The organism is Anaerolineales bacterium (assembly GCA_019637805.1).
Taxonomy (GTDB): Bacteria; Chloroflexota; Anaerolineae; order Anaerolineales; family UBA11579; genus JAMCZK01.
Genome location: JAHBVB010000001.1, coordinates 707,217 through 725,393, shown reverse-complemented (window position 1 = coordinate 725,393; position 18,177 = coordinate 707,217). Strand labels below are relative to the sequence as shown.

General features: G+C 59.5%; 15 protein-coding genes. 11 read left to right on the top strand and 4 right to left on the bottom strand.

The window, feature by feature from the left end; translation table 11 throughout:
• Window positions 1-14: 14 nt before the first annotated feature.
• The 3 genes from KF885_03540 to KF885_03530 are packed head-to-tail and all read left to right on the top strand — an operon-like array spanning window position 15 to window position 2,070.
• Complete coding sequence (locus KF885_03540) at window positions 15-635, top strand: dTMP kinase (protein ID MBX3048224.1); 621 nt, start codon at window positions 15-17, stop codon at window positions 633-635.
• Window positions 636-664: 29 nt separating this feature from the next.
• A complete protein-coding gene (locus KF885_03535; GenBank protein ID MBX3048223.1) occupies window positions 665-1,288 on the top strand; it encodes a guanylate kinase in 624 nt (207 codons plus the stop codon).
• The gene (locus KF885_03530) at window positions 1,285-2,070 is read left to right on the top strand and encodes a rhomboid family intramembrane serine protease (GenBank protein MBX3048222.1); all 786 of its coding nucleotides are present in this window, start codon (window positions 1,285-1,287) and stop codon (window positions 2,068-2,070) included. The genes KF885_03535 and KF885_03530 overlap by 4 nt, the downstream gene beginning before the upstream one ends.
• Before the next feature lie 54 nt (window positions 2,071-2,124).
• On the opposite strand, the gene KF885_03525 is transcribed toward KF885_03530, so the two are convergent.
• Window positions 2,125-4,953 carry a cation-translocating P-type ATPase gene (locus KF885_03525; protein MBX3048221.1) on the bottom strand — a complete coding sequence of 943 codons (2,829 nt, stop codon included), beginning with the start codon at window positions 4,951-4,953 and terminating at the stop codon, window positions 2,125-2,127.
• Between the two features lie 224 nt (window positions 4,954-5,177).
• On the opposite strand from KF885_03525, the gene icd reads away from it, so the two are divergent.
• From icd to KF885_03490, 7 genes are all read left to right on the top strand, one after another.
• Entirely contained in the window at window positions 5,178-6,473 is a 1,296-nt protein-coding gene (icd, locus tag KF885_03520; GenBank protein ID MBX3048220.1) for an NADP-dependent isocitrate dehydrogenase, read from the top strand.
• Window positions 6,474-6,685: 212 nt separating this feature from the next.
• Window positions 6,686-7,285, top strand: a complete 600-nt coding sequence (locus tag KF885_03515; GenBank protein ID MBX3048219.1) for a GNAT family N-acetyltransferase — start codon at window positions 6,686-6,688, stop codon at window positions 7,283-7,285.
• Window positions 7,286-7,440: 155 nt separating this feature from the next.
• Complete coding sequence (locus KF885_03510; GenBank protein ID MBX3048218.1) at window positions 7,441-7,890, top strand: hypothetical protein; 450 nt, start codon at window positions 7,441-7,443, stop codon at window positions 7,888-7,890.
• A gap of 3 nt (window positions 7,891-7,893) precedes the next feature.
• Complete coding sequence (locus KF885_03505) at window positions 7,894-8,274, top strand: hypothetical protein (GenBank protein ID MBX3048217.1); 381 nt, start codon at window positions 7,894-7,896, stop codon at window positions 8,272-8,274.
• Window positions 8,275-8,292: 18 nt separating this feature from the next.
• Window positions 8,293-10,086, top strand: a complete 1,794-nt coding sequence (locus KF885_03500) for an FAD-dependent oxidoreductase (GenBank protein ID MBX3048216.1) — start codon at window positions 8,293-8,295, stop codon at window positions 10,084-10,086.
• Between the two features lie 9 nt (window positions 10,087-10,095).
• The gene (locus KF885_03495) at window positions 10,096-10,791 is read left to right on the top strand and encodes a succinate dehydrogenase iron-sulfur subunit (protein MBX3048215.1); all 696 of its coding nucleotides are present in this window, start codon (window positions 10,096-10,098) and stop codon (window positions 10,789-10,791) included.
• A 42-nt stretch (window positions 10,792-10,833) separates the two neighbouring features.
• The gene (locus KF885_03490) at window positions 10,834-11,508 is read left to right on the top strand and encodes a peptidoglycan-binding protein (protein MBX3048214.1); all 675 of its coding nucleotides are present in this window, start codon (window positions 10,834-10,836) and stop codon (window positions 11,506-11,508) included.
• 45 nt (window positions 11,509-11,553) lie between these two features.
• Here the strand turns inward: KF885_03490 and KF885_03485 are convergent, their stop codons facing one another.
• The 3 genes from KF885_03485 to KF885_03475 all read right to left on the bottom strand — a co-directional run bounded on the left by KF885_03485 (window position 11,554) and on the right by KF885_03475 (window position 17,663).
• Window positions 11,554-13,200, bottom strand: a complete 1,647-nt coding sequence (locus KF885_03485) for a class F sortase (protein MBX3048213.1) — start codon at window positions 13,198-13,200, stop codon at window positions 11,554-11,556.
• Between the two features lie 148 nt (window positions 13,201-13,348).
• Window positions 13,349-15,820 carry an AAA family ATPase gene (locus KF885_03480; protein MBX3048212.1) on the bottom strand — a complete coding sequence of 824 codons (2,472 nt, stop codon included), beginning with the start codon at window positions 15,818-15,820 and terminating at the stop codon, window positions 13,349-13,351.
• A gap of 172 nt (window positions 15,821-15,992) precedes the next feature.
• A complete protein-coding gene (locus KF885_03475; protein MBX3048211.1) occupies window positions 15,993-17,663 on the bottom strand; it encodes a DUF262 domain-containing protein in 1,671 nt (556 codons plus the stop codon).
• A 172-nt stretch (window positions 17,664-17,835) separates the two neighbouring features.
• Here KF885_03475 and KF885_03470 point away from each other — a divergent pair, with 172 nt between their 5' ends.
• The gene (locus KF885_03470) at window positions 17,836-18,123 is read left to right on the top strand and encodes a hypothetical protein (GenBank protein ID MBX3048210.1); all 288 of its coding nucleotides are present in this window, start codon (window positions 17,836-17,838) and stop codon (window positions 18,121-18,123) included.
• Window positions 18,124-18,177 lie beyond the last annotated feature (54 nt).

Below are 18,177 nucleotides of genomic sequence, written 5' to 3'. Positions count from 1 at the left end.
GTACACTTCACGGCATGTTCATCACCCTGGAAGGCCCGGAGGGCAGCGGCAAAACCACCCAGGTACCCTTGCTGGCAGATTTTCTGCGCGGCCGGGGTCACCGGGTTCTGACCACGCGTGAGCCGGGCGGCACGCCGATCGGCGACCAGATCCGCCAGGTGCTTTTCAGCCTGGACAACAAAGCCATGCACCCGCGCAGCGAGATCCTGCTCTTTCAGGCTTCGCGGGCCCAACTGGTCGAGACGGTCATTCGTCCCGCCCTGGCCGAGGGCCAGTTGGTGTTGTGTGACCGTTACGCCGACAGCACTCTGGCCTACCAAGGCTATGGGCACGGCGTGGATTTGGGCGCCCTGCGCGAGATCATCCACTTTGCCACTGGCGGCTTGCAGCCCGACCTGACCATCTTTCTCGACATTGAAGTAGAAGAAGGCCTGCGCCGCCGTGACCGTGGCGGCGACTGGAACCGTCTGGACGATTACCAGCTGGACTTCCACCGTCGCGTGCGCGCCGGCTATCTAGAGCTGATCGACGCCGAGCCGGACCGTTGGCTGGTGGTCAACGCCGCCCAGCCGCTGGATGCCGTGGCCGCCGCCCTGCAAGACGTTTTGCAGCAAAGGCTGCCGTTGTTGGGCTAGCAGCCAGCTCTTATAATAAGGAAGCCAGTATGACCGACCACACCCTCGAATTCGGCCCCCCGCAGGCCCCTTTGCTGATCATCATCTCCGGCCCATCTGGCGTTGGCAAGGACAGCGTGCTGCAACGCATGAAAGACAAAGGCCTGCCCTTCCATTTTGTGGTCACGGCCACCACCCGGCCGCAGCGCCCGGAAGAGCAGGAGGGTGTGGATTATATTTTTGTGGGCCGTGAAGAATTTGCCCACATGATCGATCAGAATGAATTGCTTGAATACGCCTTGGTCTACGGGGACTACAAAGGCATTCCCAAGGCGCAAGTGCGTAAAGCCCTGCAGAGTGGCAAAGATGTGGTGATGCGCGTGGACGTGCAAGGCGCCGCCACCGTGCGCAAGATCTCGCCCGAGGCCATTCTGATTTTTCTCACCACGGCCAGCGAAGAAGAACTGGTACAGCGCTTAGAGAATCGCAATACCGAGAGCTCTGAGGACCTCAAGCTGCGCATCGCCACGGCCCGTCAGGAATTCAAGCGCATCGCCGAGTTCGACTACATCGTGGTCAACCGTGACAATGCCCTCGACGAGACGGTGGACGTGATCAAAGCCATCATCGATGCCGAACACCACCGCGTCCAGCCCAGACGGGTCAATCTGTGACCCAGCCGGCCCCCGGCAGCGATGCCCGGCCTCCCGAAGAGCCCCAGTCCGTCCAGGTAGAAGTGCGCAACCGCCAGGGCCAGCGGCCTTGGGTGGTGTATGCCCTGCTGGCCACCACAATTTCGGTGTTTCTCCTGCAGCTCGGCACCCAAGACCCTCGCCTGGCGATCAACGGCATGGCCTGCGGCAACCTGCCCACCTGCATCGGTGTGAAAATCAACCAACTCATCTTGGAAGGTCAATGGTGGCGGTTGATCACGCCGATTTTGCTGCATGGCAGCTTGCTGCACCTGGGCTTCAATATGTATGCCTTGTATGTATTGGGACCTGAGGTGGAACACCACTACGGGCATCTGACTTTCCTAGTCTTGTATCTGCTTAGCGGTTTTTCGGGCGTGGTGCTCTCCTTCATGTTCACCGTGCAGCCCTCCCTTGGCGCCTCATCCTCCATCTTCGGCATGCTGGCCGCCCATGCCGTCTTCGTCTTCCGCAACCGGAACATCTTTGGCGTACAGGGCCAGGCCGTGATGCGCAGCATCCTCAACGTGGCCCTGATCAATCTGCTGATCAGCCTGACCCCTGGAGTGGACGGATGGGGCCACCTGGGCGGCGCCATTGGCGGCGGTTTGTTTGCCGGCCTGGCTGCCCCCCAGTACAAGATCGAAAAAGACGAGAACGGCTATTTCCTCGCCAACCAAACCTCGGCTGGCTACGTCTGGCTGGCGAGTTTGGTGGTGCTAATTTTGTTTGCTGGTTTGACGGCAGTCAGGCTCTTGAGCTAACAAAAAACTGGCGTCCATCGGACGCCAGTTTTTATTTTAAGAGATGCTTGTTGGCTAGGCAGTCACTTGTTTGCGGCGCAGGTTGCGCAGCAGGAACCACTTGGTGATCTCAGCTGCAATAGCAGGCACCAAGGCCAGCGGCAGAATGTAGATCCAGTGCTCCAACCCCATCGGGGTGGTTTCAAAGATGCCCTGCAGGCCAGGGACATAAACCACGATCAACAGCAGGACGCTGGAGAGCAGCACCGCCCAGTTCATGTTCTTATTGCTGAACACGCCGCCGTGGAACATGGAGTAGTGCTCCGAACGAGCGGTGTAGGCGCGTGCCAGCTCGCAGAAGCCCAGGGTCAGGAAAGCCATTGTCTCGGCGGTCAGGTTGATGCCTTCGCTGACCGGGAAAAGCTGCAGGCCGGCGATGTAAGCGCCCAGTACCGCGACGGTCTTGACGATGGTCTGGATGATGATGCCCAAGCGCATCTCGCCGTCAATGATCGGCTCGTCCTTGCCGCGCGGTTGGGCTTCCATCACATCTGGGTCGCCCTTCTCGGTGCCCAGCGCCAGCGCCGGGGCGCCGTCGGTGAGCAGGTTCAGCCACAGCAGCTGGATCGGCGCCAGCGGCGCCGGCAGGCCCATCATGATCGCGGTGAAGATGATCATGATCTCCGCAGTATTGCAGGAGAGCAGGAAGAAGACGAACTTGCGGATGTTGCTGTAGATCACCCGGCCCTGCTCCACCGCCGAGACGATGCTGGCGTAGTTGTCGTCGGTCAGCACCATGTCGGCGGTTTCCTTGGCGACGTCTGTGCCGGTGATGCCCATCGCCACGCCGATATCGGCCTGCTTCAGGGCGGGAGCGTCATTGACGCCGTCGCCGGTCATCGCCACCACGTTGCCGTTGGCGCGCAGGGCGCTGACAATGCGCACCTTGTGCTCCGGCGAGACGCGGGCGAAGACGCTGGTGCGGTGCAGCTCTTGCTGCAGCTGCTCGTCGCTCATCTCGTTCAGCTCTGTGCCGGAGATGACTTGGCTGTTCTCCTCATTCACCAGGCCGATCTGCAGCGCGATGGCCCGGGCGGTTTGCGGATAGTCGCCGGTGATCATTACAGTGCGGATGCCCGCTTTGCGCGCCTTTTGCAACGCGCCCTGCACTTCGGGTCGCGGCGGGTCGATCATACCCAGCAGGCCCACAAACACCAGGTCCTTCTCCACATGTTCGGGGGTCAGCTTGTCGGGCACGTCCTTCACCAGGCGGTAAGCCACGGCGATGACGCGCAGCGCATCCTGTGCCATGTGGTCGTTGGCCTCCAACACGCGGTTGCGCATATCGTCGGTCAGGTCCACGACTTTGTCGTCCATTGTGGCGTATTGCTGGCAGAGGCCCAGCACCACATCCGGGGCGCCCTTGACGGCCACCACATGCCAACCTTGTTTCTGATCATCGGAAGCGAAGGGTGATAGATCGCTATTGGCCGGTTGGGCCACATGGTGGATGGTGGACATACGTTTGCGGGTCGAGTCGAAGGGGATCTCCTGCACCCGCGGGAAGGTGTGTTTTAATTCTTCGTAAGCGGCGTAGGCCTTGGCTGCAGCCACCAGCATGGCGGCTTCGGTAGGGTCACCGATCACCCGCAGGGTTTGTTGGCTTTCGCTCTCGCCACTGGGTTCCAGGATGGCGTCGTTGTTCAGGGCCGCCAACCACAGGGCCGTGCCCAGGCCGTCGTTCTTGCTCAGGTCCAGGGGTTTGCCGTCCAGGCTGAATTCGCCGCGCGGCACGTAACCTGTGCCGGAGATGGAAACGCGCCGCCCGTCCACCCATACGTCGGTGACGGTCATGGCGTTTTGGGTCAGCGTGCCGGTCTTGTCTGAGCCGATCACGGTGGCGGAGCCGAGCGTCTCTACAGACGACAGGCGGCGGATGAGCGCATTGCGCTGGATCATCTCGCGCATGCCCAGCGCCAGGGCGATGGTCACCACCGCCGGCAGGCCTTCTGGCACCGCCGCGATCGCCAGGGTCACAGCGACCTCAAACATGTGCAGCGCATCCTGGCCGCGCAGCCAGCCCACCAGAAAGACCACGCCGCAGATCACCAGGGCCGCCCAGCCCAGCCAGCGGCCCAGTTCCTCCAGGCGGCGTTGCAGCGGGGTTTGTTCCTGGTGCACAGCTTGCAGCATCTCGGCGATCAGGCCCACCTGAGTGCGCATGCCGGTGCCGATCACAATGCCGCGGCCGCGGCCGTAGGCCACCAGCGTGCCCATAAAGGCGGTATTGACCCGGTCGCCCAGCGAGACATCCGCCTGCTCCAGGCGGGCGGCGGATTTCTCCACTGGCACCGATTCGCCGGTCAGAGCGGCTTCTTCAATCCGTAGATTGACCGACTCCAGCAGGCGCAGGTCAGCGGGGATATAGTTGCCCGCTTCGACAAAGACGATGTCGCCGGGCACCACCTCGTGCGAAGGGATCGTCAGGCGGCGGCCGTCGCGCAGCACTTGCGCGTCGGGCGAGGCCAGCTGGCGCAGAGCCGCCAGGGCTTGCTCAGCCCGGCGCTCTTGGATGATGCCGAAGCCGGCGTTCAACACCACGATGGCCAGCACCGCGCTGGCTTCCACCCACTCGCCCAACACCATTGAAATGCCGGCTGCGGCGAAGAGCAGGTAAACCACAAAGTTGTTTAACTGCTCCCACAGCATTGCCAAAAAGCCCTTGGGCGGAGCTTCCTCCAGGCGATTGGGGCCATATTTTTGCAGACGTTGTTGCGCCTCGGCTTCACTTAAGCCGCGCTCACCGGAGCTGCCGAGTTTTTCGGCAACTTCTTGGCGGCCCAGTTGGTGCCAAGGCTGATCAATTTGTGCTTCTCGGTTAATAGGTAAAGGCGTACGTGCCACTAGCGTCCTCCTTCAGGGACAACTTGCGGAATGTATGAATGATATTAAGCAGGCTTTTGGTCTGGGCTTGCGCCCCGAGGGAAATTGCGGCACAGCACGCCGCATCCAACTGCATAGACGGAAATCATTATAACAAAACCCGCTTTGGTTTGTGTGAAAAATCACCGGAAGAAAGCCGCTTGGAGGGGCTAGTATAATTCCGGCAAAAAGCCGTGGAGATATGCATGACCTATAAAGATGTGACAGTCCCTGAGGGCGGCACCATCAGCATCAAAGACGGTGTACTCAACGTACCCGATAACCCGATCATTCCCTTTATCGAAGGCGATGGCACCGGTCGCGACATTTGGCGCGCCAGCCAGCGCGTGCTGGACGCCGCGGTGGAGAAGGCTTACGGCGGTAAGCGCAAACTGGTCTGGATGGAAGTCTATGCCGGCGAAAAGGCCTTCAATAAGTTCGACAATTGGCTGCCCGAGGAGACCTTGCAGGCCTTCCGCCAGTTCCTGGTCGGCATCAAGGGTCCGCTGACCACTCCCATCGGTGGCGGTATGCGCTCGCTGAATGTGGCCTTGCGCAAGGAGCTGGACCTCTACGTCTGCCTGCGTCCAGTGCGCTGGTTCCAGGGCGTGCCCTCGCCGGTCAAGAACCCGCAGGACGTGGACATGGTCGTCTTCCGTGAAAACACCGAGGACATCTACACCGGTATCGAATTCGAGAACGGCACCGAAGACAACCAGCGCTTCAAACAGCTGTTGAAAGAAGCCTTCCCCAAGGAATACGCCAAGATCCGTTTCCCGGACAGCTCTGGCTTCGGCCTCAAGCCCGTTTCGCAGGAAGGCACGGCGCGCCTGGTGCGCGCCGCCATCCAGTGGGCCTTGGATAACAAGCGCCGCAACGTGACCCTGGTGCACAAGGGCAACATCATGAAGTACACCGAGGGTGCCTTCCGCAACTGGGGCTACGACTTGGCTGAGGCCGAGTTCGGCGACAAGGTCTATACTTGGCAGACTTGGGAGCAGACCAAGGCTGATAAGGGCGAAGAGGCCGCCAACACTGAGCAGGACGCCGCGCTGAAAGCCGGCAAGCTACTGATCAAGGATGTGATCGCCGACATCGTTTTCCAGCAGACGATCACGCGGGCCAGCGAGTTCGACGTGCTGGCGACCATGAACCTCAACGGTGACTACCTTTCGGACGCGCTGGCCGCCCAGGTAGGCGGCATCGGCATCGCGCCGGGCGGCAACATCAATTACGTCACCGGCCATGCCATCTTCGAGGCCACGCACGGCACGGCGCCTAAATACGCGGATAAGGATGTGGTCAACCCCGGCTCCGTGATTTTGTCTGGCGAGATGATGCTGCGCTACATGGGCTGGCGCGAAGCCGCCGACCTGATCATTCAGGGCATGGACGGCGCCATTGCGGCCAAGACGGTGACCTACGACTTCCACCGCATGATGGACGGCGCCACCAAGTTGAGCACCTCGGCTTTCGGCGACGCGGTCATCGCCAAGATGTAACCCATATCGCGTAGGGGCGCAGCCTTGCCCTGAGCGAAGCGAGGAATGTTACACCCCTACTGCAGCCAGCCTCGTCATTGCGAGGAGCACGCCCAGCCGAAGGCTGGGTAGCGGACGAAGCAATCTCGGTGCTCTATTGTAAATAACCTCAAGATTGCTTTGTCGGCCCTGGCTAACGCCGGGCCTCCTCGCAATGAGGGAAGGTATGGCCAATGGACAACAACCTCACCATCCTCCCGGCCAATCAAGCTTCCTGGGATGACCTGCTGGCCGTGCTCGGCCCGGCGCGCTGCCACGGCAATCCCTGCTACTGCCAACGCTTCAAGATCTATGGGCGCGACTGGAGCGTGGTCAGCGACCAGCAGCGCGCTGAGCGCCTGCGTGCCCAGACTCAGTGTGGCGACCCGGCCGCGTCGCAGACCAGCGGCCTGGTTGCCTGGCTGGATGGCGAGCCGGTGGGCTGGTGCGCGGTGGAGCCACGTGAGGCTTATATTGAACTGATGCGCAGGAATTGGATCTGGGCGGGCCGCGACGAAGCGGAGGAAGGCGTTTGGGCGGTGACCTGCTTCATCATCCGCAACGGCTACCGCCGCCGCGGCCTCACCTACGCCCTGGCGCTGGCCGCAGTGAACTTCGCCCGCCAGCGCGGCGCCCGCGCCCTGGAAGCCTATTCGATGATCACCTACCCCGGCAAAATCATCACCTGGGGCGAACTGCATGTGGGCAGCTACAACATCTTTGAAGAGGCGGGCTTCAAGAAGGTCAGCCAACCCAGCAAACGGCGCATCATCATGCGTGTAGACTTTGAATAGGTTTGGGCCTCGCTTGGGGTGCACGGCCGTGAGCCCCAAATTGTCATTGCTGAGCGCTGATAGCTTACGGGTTAGAGCTTACAGCTATAACACCAGTGCTATAATCAAAAAGGCTTTCTAAACCATAGCTTTCCACAACTTTGCAGGAGGCCTTCTTGGCTAGTTCCGTTTCACCCATCAAAACCACCGCTGCTGGATATGTGGGCTACCAGGGTAGGGAAGGGCATTACGCTTTCCTGCTCCATCGCCTGACCGGGTTGGGCACCTTGCTCTTCCTGCTCATCCATATTCTCGACACCTCCACCGTCTATTTCTTCCCCGCCCTCTACGAGCACGCCATTGCGCTCTACCGCAGCACGCCCTTCATGTTGGGTGAGATCGGCTTGGTCTTCGCCGTGGTCTATCACGGTGTTAACGGTCTGCGCATCGCCGTCACCGACCTGTGGATGCCCAAACGTTGGGCGATCAACACCCAGCGCAATGCCGTGCGCATGACCCTGCTGATCAGCGTCATCCTCTGGGCGCCTGCCGCGCTGTGGATGCTGTACAACATGCTGCTGCACAACCACGGCATCAACATCCTGCCCTTCATCGGAACGCACTAAGCCATGACTACACAAGCCAAAGTTAAACCCAGTTTCGAGGCGATTGCCTGGCGCGCCATGCGCTACAGTGGCATTCTGCTGATCCCCTTGGCCTGGTTCCATGTCTATTTGCAAGATGTGATTGTTGGCGTGCACGCCATCGACATTGACTACGTGGCCCTGCGCTTGGACATGGTTGCCTGGGTGGTATACGACATGGCCTTGCTGGCCTTTGCCTTCGCCCACGGCATGTATGGCTTGCGCCAGGTCAGCTTTGAATTTATTCACGGGGAACGCGCCCGCCGCAACGTCAGCCTGCTCATTCTGGGCCTGTGGCTGGTTGTCAGCCTGATTGGCGCCGTCGCTTTGATCGGCGGCGCCCGGCCGGAACTGATCTCCCACTAAGGAACTCAAGGAACCCTCATGGTGCAACATCATCAACATGAAGTAGTCATCGTGGGCGCCGGCGGCGCCGGCCTGATGGCCGCCCTGTACGCTTCACGCGGCGCCGACACTGCCGTGCTCAGCAAGCTCTACCCCACCCGTTCGCACACCGGTGCTGCCCAGGGCGGCATTGGCGCCGCGCTGGGCAACCTGGAAGAGGACCACGCCGACTGGCACACCTTCGACACCGTCAAAGGCAGTGACTACCTCGGTGACCAGGATGCCATCGAATACATGTGCCAGCAGGCCGTGCCCGTGGTCTACGAGCTCGAGCATATGGGCCTGCCTTTCTCCCGCAATCCGGACGGCACCATCGCCCAACGCCGCTTTGGCGGGCACACCAATAATGAAACCAAGAAACCGGTGCAGCGCGCCTGCTATGCCGCGGACCGCACCGGCCACATGATCTTGCAGACCCTCTACCAGCAGTGCATAAAGAACAAGGTGCACTTCTATGATGAATTCCACGTGCTCGACCTGTTGATGCGCGATGGCGTGGTCAACGGGGTGGTCGCCGTGGAGCTCGCCACCGGCGACCTGCACGTCTTCCACGCCAAGTCGGTGGTCTTCGCCACCGGCGGCCACGGCCGCGTCTGGGAGGTCACCTCCAACGCTTACGCCTACACCGGCGACGGGGTGGCGATCGCCATGCGCCGCGGTCTGCCCGCTCAGGACATGGAATTCTTTCAGTTCCACCCCACCGGTATCTTTAAAATGGGCATCCTCATCACCGAAGGTGTGCGCGGTGAGGGCGGCATCCTGATCAACCACCAGGGCGAGCGCTTCATGGAGCGCTACGCCCCCACGGTCAAAGACCTGGCCTCGCGCGACGTGGTCAGCCGCTCCATCTATCTTGAAGTCAAAGAAGGCCGCGGCATCAACGGCGGCCGCTACGTCTACCTGGACATGCGCCCGGAGACGGTCAACAAATATCTGGCTCTGGACGGCCGCACCGGGCCGGATGGCAAGCCGCTGGTGGTCACCGGCGACCAACTGCTGGCCAAGGTGCCTGACATTGTCGACTTTGCCCGCACTTACCTGGGCGTCGACCCGATCAAAGAACCTATGCCCATCCAGCCCACCGCGCACTACGCCATGGGCGGCATTCCCACCAACTACTACACCCAGGTGCTGGCAGACGCCCAAGGCACCGTGGTCCCCGGCTTCTTCGCCGCCGGCGAAGTCGCCTGCGTCTCCGTGCACGGCGCCAACCGCCTGGGCACCAACTCGCTGCTGGACCTGGTGGTCTTCGGCAAGGAAGCCGGCAAGCAAGCCGCCGAATACGCCAAGGGCGCTGACTACAAGCCGTTGGAGGACGACCCCACTGCCTTCACCCGCCAGCAGCTCGACCGCATCCTCTCCAACCAAGGCGGGGAAAAAATCGTCACGCTCGGCGAAGAAATGAAGATGAAGATGATGGACGATGTGGGTGTGTTCCGCACCGCCGAGGGCATGCAAAGCGCCGCCGAGAAAATGCGTGAGCTGCGCGGCCGCTACCCCAATATCAGCGTGGACGACCATGGCCGCCGCTTCAACACCGATCTGCTCAATGCCTGGGAACTAGGCTGCCTGCTGGATGTAGCCCTGGTCACCGCTGTCTCCGCCGAAGCTCGGCCGGAGAGCCGCGGCGCCCACTCCCGTGAAGATTTCCCCAAGCGCGACGATGTCGACTGGCTGAAACACACCCTGGCTTGGTTAGACGGCGACCAGGTCAAACTGGACTACAAGCCGGTGACGATTACCAAGCACCAACCCATGGAACGCGTGTATTAAGGAGCCGCCATGCTGGTTTATCTCAAAATCTATCGCTACAACCCGGAGGCCGGACGCAATGTCCCCTCCTACGACACCTACAACATAGAGGCTGAACCGACTGACCGCGTGCTCGACCTGCTGGAAGAGGTGAAGGGCCACATCGACGGCACCTTGTCCTATCGCCGTTCCTGTGCTCACGGCGTCTGCGGCTCCGACGCCATGCGCATTAACGGCCGCAACATGCTGGCCTGCAAAGCGCTGGTCAAAGACGTGGGCAGTGAGATCACCGTGGAGCCGATCCTGGGTTTGCCGGTGCTCAAGGACATGATCGTGGACATGGAGCCGTTCTTTGACAGCTACAAGGCGGTCATGCCTTTCCTGGTCAACGACGAAATCCCGGCTGACGGCAAGGAACGCCGCCAAAGCCCGGAGCAGCGCGAGCGCTTTGACGACACCACCAAGTGCATCATGTGCGCCGCCTGCACCACGTCCTGCCCGGTCTTCTGGGCGGATGACCAGTATGTCGGCCCGGCGGCCGTGGTGGCGGCGCACCGTTTCATTTTCGACAGCCGAGACCAGGCCGGCGACGACCGCCTCAAGATCCTCTCGGATCACGGCGGCGTCTTCCGCTGCCGCACGGCTTTCAACTGCACCGAGGCCTGCCCGCGTGAGATCCATGTCACCCAGGCCATCGCCGAGGTCAAGCAGGCCATCACCAGTTAACCCTGTAACAGGTCGGTTTCCATCAGCGTTTTATTGGAAACCATGAAATATTGCGGGTTGTTGCTCATCCCCCTATTGCTGGTTGCCTGCACGGGGGTTTCTGCGGAGGCGCAGGCCACCACGATGGCGATGGCCGTCGAATTGACCTTGCAGGCCGCCCATCGCGAGACGCTTACGGCTCAGCCGACCGAGACGCCGGTAGAGATCGCAACTGAAACGCCCGTCGAAACGGCCAGCAGCACCCCGGAACCCACCGCAACCAACCCGCCCACAGCTACTTATACCGTTACAGCTTACCCAGTCCCCGACTGGCCGTTGTTGCGCAATGGGGATAGCGGACCGGAGGTCTTCGCCGTCCAACACCTGCTGCGTTCCCATGGCTACGATGTCACCGTGGATGGCCAGTTCGGCCCACAGACCCGACTGCGTGTGATTGCTTTCCAGAACGACAAAAACTTGGGCGCCGACGGTATCGTTGGCCCGCAGACCTGGGCCGCTCTGATTCAGGGCCGTACCCTCAGCCAGGGCGATACCGGACAGGGCGTGCGCGCCCTGCAGCGCTTGCTGGTCAAGTTTGGCTACAACGTCAATGTGGACGCCACCTTTGGCCCCGCCACCCGCACCGCCTTGGTATCCTTCCAAGGTAACTATGGCCTGACCGCTGACGGCGTGGCTGGTCCCGACACCTGGAAAGCGCTGGTGGCCATCGTGCCTTAGGCGCGGCCAAGCTTGCTCATAAAAACGCCCCTTTCGGGGCGTTTTTTAGTGGACCTCTACTAGAACTGCGGATACCGCCCGCCGATAGTTGTAGTTGCCTGTTCCCGGATCAAAACCTTCACAGGTGAGCAGGGTCAGCCAGGCGTAGCCGTCATTGCGTTTGAGGATGTTCAGGTTCTTCTGCGAGACCAGCTGGGAACTGCGCACTTCGTAGACGTATGTGCGCCCATCGGCGCGTATCTCCACCCGGTCGCCGTATTTCAAGTTGTGCAGCTCAGCAAACACGCCCGGCGTGTTGTCACTGTCCCAGACGTGACCGGTGAGCACGCTGTTGCCGACCCAGGTAGGCCAGGTGGTGCCTTGCAGGTAGCCGGCTTGGTCGCCCAGCCAGCTCACATCCCATTGGCCGTCGACCAGCGGCACGCCAACCACGGTGGTCTGCACATCCAGCGCGGGGATGGCCAACCCGATGGCGGTTGAGGCATACTCGGCGCGTTGCGGTGGCAAAGCGGCCATGCCACCCGGAGCGAAGCCGGTGGCCGGCAGCGCTTGCGGGCTACGCGGGCTGGCCTGCGCTGCTGCCGTTGAGACGTCTGGGACGAAGGCCATCTTCAGCGCGCTGTTGGTCACATCATAGTAGCTGATGTAGGCGCTGCCCAACTGCAGGGAGGTATCCCAGCCCACATCGCCGGTGCTGTCCACTACGCTGATGGTTGCCGAGACGCAGTTGGCGTCGGCGCAGCGGGCCAGTTTGAGGTCCCCGTTGGTTTCATCGTAATAGCTGATCACCGGCAGGCTGCCATCCAGCTTCATGGAGGAGTACTGCCCCACATTGGCCGCATCATCCACTACCCTCACAGTAGGGGACCCGCTGCAGGACACATCAATGCAATGGGCCAGTTTGAGACGCTGGTTGGTCAAATCGTAATAACTCATCAGCGGATACCCGGCCGCGTTCAACTGCAACGAGATGCCATTGAAGCCTACATGGCTGCTGGCATCTACTAGGAAGTCGGTGATCACAGAGCAGTTGGCCGCAGTACAGCGCAGCAAGCGCACGCTGTCTGCAGTGGCATCGTAGTAGCTGATCACGGGAAAACCACTTGAATCCAACTGAAGTGAACTGAACATACCTACATCGCTGGCCGAAGCGGTAAGTGAATGGATGTTGCTGGCGCTGCAGTCAGCGTTGGTGCAAATTGCCACCTTCAATTCACCGTTTCCGCCATCATAGTAGCTGATCACGGGATTGTTGCCCGCCAGCGCAAGCGAAGTGTACGAACCCACCCCGCCGCTGTCTACGGTCACGTCGCTGAAGCCGTTGCAGGCCGGGTCGGTGCAGCGCAGCAGGTGCAGTGTTTCAACTGGGAATGTGTAGTAGCTGATGACGGGCTGGTTGCTGGCGTCCAGCTTCATGCTGGTAAATGTGCCTTGTCCACCCACACCGGCCACCAGGGTCTTTGTGGTTGGGCTGCTGCAGGCTTTGTCATTGCAGAAAGCAATCTTTAGTGAGGAGTTGCTCCTGTCGTAATAAGCAATAACCGCATTGCCGTTTGAATCGACATCCAGCGCGGTGTAATACCCCACATCAGCGGCGTTGTCCACGATCTGGGCGCTAGTGGCAGCCTTAACAACGCCGATGTTAATCAGGCTGAGCAGAAGCACAAAGAGGGTCGCCAGACGCCTTTGCATATTTGTAAGAAGTGTAAATTTTAGCACAGCCTTTTTTGATGGGCTACTGTGCCTAAAATAAAAGCCGCCCCGAAACGGGGCGGCTTTTTAGTCGCTTCAAGCATCCCCCATCTTTGCTACTAGCTAGCGGCTAGTTGCCCACCGCTAGCTAGGCCTCTACGTCTTGCGTTTTCTTGACGCCGGAGGGCTTGCCCGCCTTGAAAACGGTGTCTTCGCCCTTCTCGTCCACATCGACCAGGATGCTGTCGCCGGGCTTGAAGTCGCCGGCCAGCAGCTGCTTGGAGAGCGGGCTCTCCACGTACTTCTGCAGGGCGCGCTTCAGGGGGCGGGCGCCGAAGGCGGCGTCGTAGCCCTGCTTGGCCAGCCACTCGCGCACCGCGTCGCTCAGGGAGACGCTAACGCCCTTCTCGGCCAGGCGCTCCTGGATCTCGGTCATTTGCAGGTCAACGATCTGCATCATGTCCTCGGTGGACAGCGGCGAGAAAGTGATGATCTCGTCGATGCGGTTGATGAACTCCGGCCGGAAAGTGTCGCGCAGCGCCTTTTGGATCTTCTCGCTGGACTGGCGCTCTTCGTCGCTGCCGGTCTCCTGCAGGAAGCCCAGTGAGCCGGACTTGCGCACGAATTCCGTGCCCAGGTTGCTGGTCATGATCAGCACGGTGTTGCGGAAGTCCACCGTGCGGCCCTGGCCGTCGGTCAAGCGGCCGTCGTCCAGGATCTGCAGCAGGGCGTTCCACACGTCGGGGTGCGCCTTTTCGATCTCGTCGAAGAGGATGACCCGGTAGGGGCGGCGGCGCACCGCTTCAGTGAGCTGGCCGCCCTCTTCGTAGCCGATGTAGCCTGGAGGGGCGCCGAAGAGGCGGGCGGTGGTGTGCTGCTCTCGGTATTCGCTCATGTCGATGCGCAGCAGCGCATCTTCATCGTCGAACATGAATTCGGCCAGCGCCTTGGCCAGCTCGGTCTTGCCCACGCCCGAGGGGCCAATGAAGATGAACGAGCCGATCGGGCGCTTGGGATCCTTGAGGCCGGAGCGCGCCCGGCGGATGGCGTCGGACACGGCGGCGATGGCTTCGTGCTGGCCGATCAGGCGCTCGTGCAGGCGGTCTTCCATCTGCAGCAGCTTCTCGGCTTCGGTCTCCATCATCTGGCTGACCGGGATGCCGGTCCACTGGTGGATTACGTCGGCGATGTCGTTGACATCTACGACTTCGTCCAGCTGATGCTCGCCTTCCCAGGCTTCACGCTTGGCTTTGAATTCTTCTTCAATGCGCAGGCGGGCCGACTTCTTCTCGGCGGCGCGCTCGTAGTTGCGTTCCACGCCGGCCTGCTCTTCTTCGGCCTGCAGGCGGTCGATCTCGGTCTTGAGGTTCTTGAGCTCCTCCGGCAGGGAGTAGAGCGCCACGCGCAGCTTGGCGGCGGCCTCGTCCATCAGGTCGATGGCCTTGTCCGGCAGGTGGCGGTCGGTCACGTAACGGTGCGAGAGGCGCACGGCTTCGACCAGCGCCTCGTCGGCGAAGCGCACATTGTGGTGCGCTTCGTAGCGGTCGCGCAGGCCCATCAGCATTTGGATGGTGTCCTCGACATTGGGCTCTTCGACATAGACCGGAGCGAAGCGGCGCTCCAGGGCGGCGTCCTTCTCGATGAACTTGTGATACTCGTCCAGCGTGGTGGCGCCCACCGCATGCAGCTCGCCGCGCGCCAGGGCCGGCTTGAGCATGTTGCTGGCGTCCATGGCGCCCTGTGCGGCGCCGGCGCCGACCACGGTGTGCAGCTCGTCAATGAAGAGGATGATCTCGCCGCCGGCGCGCTGGACTTCTTCCAGCGTGGCCTTGAGGCGCTCTTCGAACTCGCCGCGGAAGCGTGAGCCGGCGATCATGGCGCCCAGGTCCAGCGAGATGACCCGCTTGCCGCTGAGGATCTCCGGCACGTCGTTGCTGGCGATCTTCTGGGCCAGGCCCTCGACGATGGCGGTCTTGCCCACGCCGGCCTCACCGATCAGTACCGGGTTGTTCTTGGTGCGCCGGGAGAGGATCTGGATCACGCGCAGGATCTCCATATCACGGCCGATGACCGGGTCCAGCTTGCCCTCGCGGGCCGCCTGGGTCAGGTCGCGTGAGTATTTTTCGAGGGTGCGGTAGCGCGACTCGGCCTGCGGGTCGGTGACCCGCTGCCCGCCGCGTAGCTGCTGCACCGCATCCAGCACCCGTTCGCGGGTCAGGCCGGAGCCCTCCAGCAGGCGGGCGGCTGGGGTGCTGCGCTCGTTGAGGATGGCCAGGAAGATGTGCTCGGTGGAGATGTACTCGTCCTTGAGCTTGTTGGCCTCTTCGTTGGCGATATCCACGATGCGCTTGACGCGCGGGGTGATGAATATCTGCCCCGCGCCCCCGCCGAAGATGTTGGCTTTGGGGCTGGTGCGCAGGATGTAGTCGAGGCGCTCTTTGAGCGACTCGGCGTCGATCTTGAGGATCTCAAGCAGCTGGCCGACGACGCCTTCCGGCTGTTCGATCAGGGCCAGCAGTATATGTTCGGTATCAATTTGATTGTGCCCATAGCGCTGGATGATCTCTGCTGCCCTTTGGGCAGCTTCCTGGGCACGCTCGGTAAATCGGTCAAATCTCATCATAATCAGTACCTACCTTTAAAGAAACGCATTGGGGCGTTGGCAGGATTATATAGGAGTGGGTTGCAAGGGTATACAAGAATCGTGTTAGAAAAGCAGGGAGTCGTTTGCTTTCCTTGCTTTGATTTTGGATATTAGCCACATGCACAAAAAAGTAAAACCCTAGTGAATCCTATGCATTTGCATTTGTCCCATTGCACAGAGCATCTATGATTTGTTTCATACCCGTTGCCCTATTGTGCAGGAAATCCTTATATTCAGAGCTTGAGAGATCCTTAAAGTCAATAGAGTGGGACTTAAGGCGTCGCTCTATTTCTTTTTCTCCTAAGTTGCTGGCGTCCGCCCGCTCCCGTAAATAATCTATTGGGTCTTTTGCGGCCACCTTTCTATTAGTTTTCCAGCTGATTAATGCGCAATTTAACGCCCTGTTTGCAAGCTGTTCATCGTATCCCTTTTGACGTAAAAAGCCGATAGGGAATAGATGATGGTACTCGCGCTTAATTACGTTACTTCTAGTCACTTGTGACCCATCGGCTATATCAAGAGCTCCCCGAATTAGCGAAACCATCAAAACTGCTCTTGCAAGTCTATCTCTCTTCTTTGGCCAGCCAGCTTGTTCAATGGATTCGATAGTGGGAAGCGGGTGTTGTGCTTCATTTAGACATGGTATGTTTTCTTCTGGTGCCGACCCGGTAAGGTAATCACGAATAGCCCTATAATCCTGTAAGCTAGCTGTTGCAGCAGCACGCTCATATCGGTCTGTAAAGAAAGACCGCCACAGATATTTTCGCAATAAGATTTGAGCATTCCCAATCTCGTCGGGATCATTGGAAACATGTGACCAAGCAACTATAAGCGGAGCAAGAATACTCTCGGTTGGTAAGCGGGAGTTGTCAAAAACGCGTTCCTGCTCAAGGAAGTCTACAGCCTTTTGAGCAGCAGAAACCATCTTTGGCCAGTCGTTTACTACTTTTCTGAAATCCATTCCTAAATAGCCGGTCTGATTTGGGACCCGGTCTTGAAACAAAGCCATGCTTCCCAGCACAATATCTTCGGGTGTATCGTAAGAAGATAAACCTGGAACCGTACTTGCTAAACTCTCTACTAGATCATGCAAGGATTCTCCAACTGCATCCTCGACTTGAGCGACGATAATATCAAATGTTGTTAATCTAACTGTGCGAGTATTCATCTTGATAAAGACTTCAAGTGCTACTTCTCGCGGTGTCTCTATAGGTAGGGATAAGAAGGGAAGGTTATATGTAGCAATTTTTTGACGTAACTTTAAAATCAAATTTGTGAGATTTTTGTTTTCGGTGGAATCATTGCCGATTGCCGCATCCACCCAATCATCCATGTTCTTTTCTCCCACATCACCTGGCAACAAAAGACTTATGGGTATAAACCCCCTTTCCCAACTCGCACGTGGTTCATCTGCCCATGCTGGAAATCTTTTACCGTCACGCTCCCAACGATTAACTGACATTATTTCTGTATCATCTTCCTGGTTTGGGATAACAGAGACAAAATATTTTCTGTCGCTATAGTCATCGGTTAGCGCTCTCCAGATAGCTGTAATTCTCTGTTGCCCATCTAAAAGCAGTTCTGTTGTGCTTTCTGAAACTTTTGTTACTCCAGAAATAGTTCTCGACTGAAAGGGTATCTCGTTACCAACCCCCAGGATGAGGAAAGAGCCAACAGGTAAACCACGAAGCATTGCATTGAGTAAGTCTGTAATTTCTCTGTAGCCCCAAGCTTCTAATCTTTGAAACCTAGGCAGCTGAATTTGGCCGGTCCTTACTCTTGTTAACCAGTCAGGTAATTGTCGGTTGCGAGCTTCCACTAGTGTCTCCCTTTGAATTTAGGCGTGTTTGTCAATTTTACGCATAAAAAGAGAGCTAGATAACACTTCGATAGTGATATAATTCACATGTGGTTGCCGTGCCCAAGAATTCACCTGTCGAGCTTTGCCGGGGGCAGCTTCGAAGCAGTACGCTACCCGAAGGAGCCGCACGATGCAGATGGACAAATACCGCCCCTGGTTCTACGCGGCCGCGCTGTACAACCTGTTCTGGGGCGCGCTGAATATCTTCTTCCCCGCCGCACTGTTCAGTTGGATCGGCATGCCGCCGCCGGCGGACACGGCGATCTGGCAGGTGGTGGGCATGTTCGTGCTGGTCTACGCGCCCGCCTTCGGCTGGGTGATCGTGTTCAACGACCTGGTCTGGTGGCCGGCCTTCGGCAGCTTCCTGCGGGCCATGGCGCGAGGTCACGGCCGGAAGGCGCTGATCACAGGACAATAGACCCATCCCAGGCGACGGCCGCCGCTCTACAATGGAGGCAATAGAAACAGCCTC

Bases quoted from the DNA above. Each gene is read 5' to 3' on its own strand.
- KF885_03540 (MBX3048224.1), top strand. From the start codon at position 15: ATGTTCATCACCCTGGAAGGCCCGGAGGGCAGCGGCAAAACCACCCAG.
- KF885_03535 (MBX3048223.1), top strand. From the start codon at position 665: ATGACCGACCACACCCTCGAATTCGGCCCCCCGCAGGCCCCTTTGCTG.
- icd (MBX3048220.1), top strand. From the start codon at position 5,178: ATGACCTATAAAGATGTGACAGTCCCTGAGGGCGGCACCATCAGCATC.
- KF885_03515 (MBX3048219.1), top strand. From the start codon at position 6,686: ATGGACAACAACCTCACCATCCTCCCGGCCAATCAAGCTTCCTGGGAT.
- KF885_03505 (MBX3048217.1), top strand. From the start codon at position 7,894: ATGACTACACAAGCCAAAGTTAAACCCAGTTTCGAGGCGATTGCCTGG.
- KF885_03500 (MBX3048216.1), top strand. From the start codon at position 8,293: ATGGTGCAACATCATCAACATGAAGTAGTCATCGTGGGCGCCGGCGGC.
- KF885_03495 (MBX3048215.1), top strand. From the start codon at position 10,096: ATGCTGGTTTATCTCAAAATCTATCGCTACAACCCGGAGGCCGGACGC.
- KF885_03490 (MBX3048214.1), top strand. From the start codon at position 10,834: ATGAAATATTGCGGGTTGTTGCTCATCCCCCTATTGCTGGTTGCCTGC.
- KF885_03485 (MBX3048213.1), bottom strand. From the start codon at position 13,200: ATGCAAAGGCGTCTGGCGACCCTCTTTGTGCTTCTGCTCAGCCTGATT.
- KF885_03480 (MBX3048212.1), bottom strand. From the start codon at position 15,820: ATGAGATTTGACCGATTTACCGAGCGTGCCCAGGAAGCTGCCCAAAGG.
- KF885_03470 (MBX3048210.1), top strand. From the start codon at position 17,836: ATGCAGATGGACAAATACCGCCCCTGGTTCTACGCGGCCGCGCTGTAC.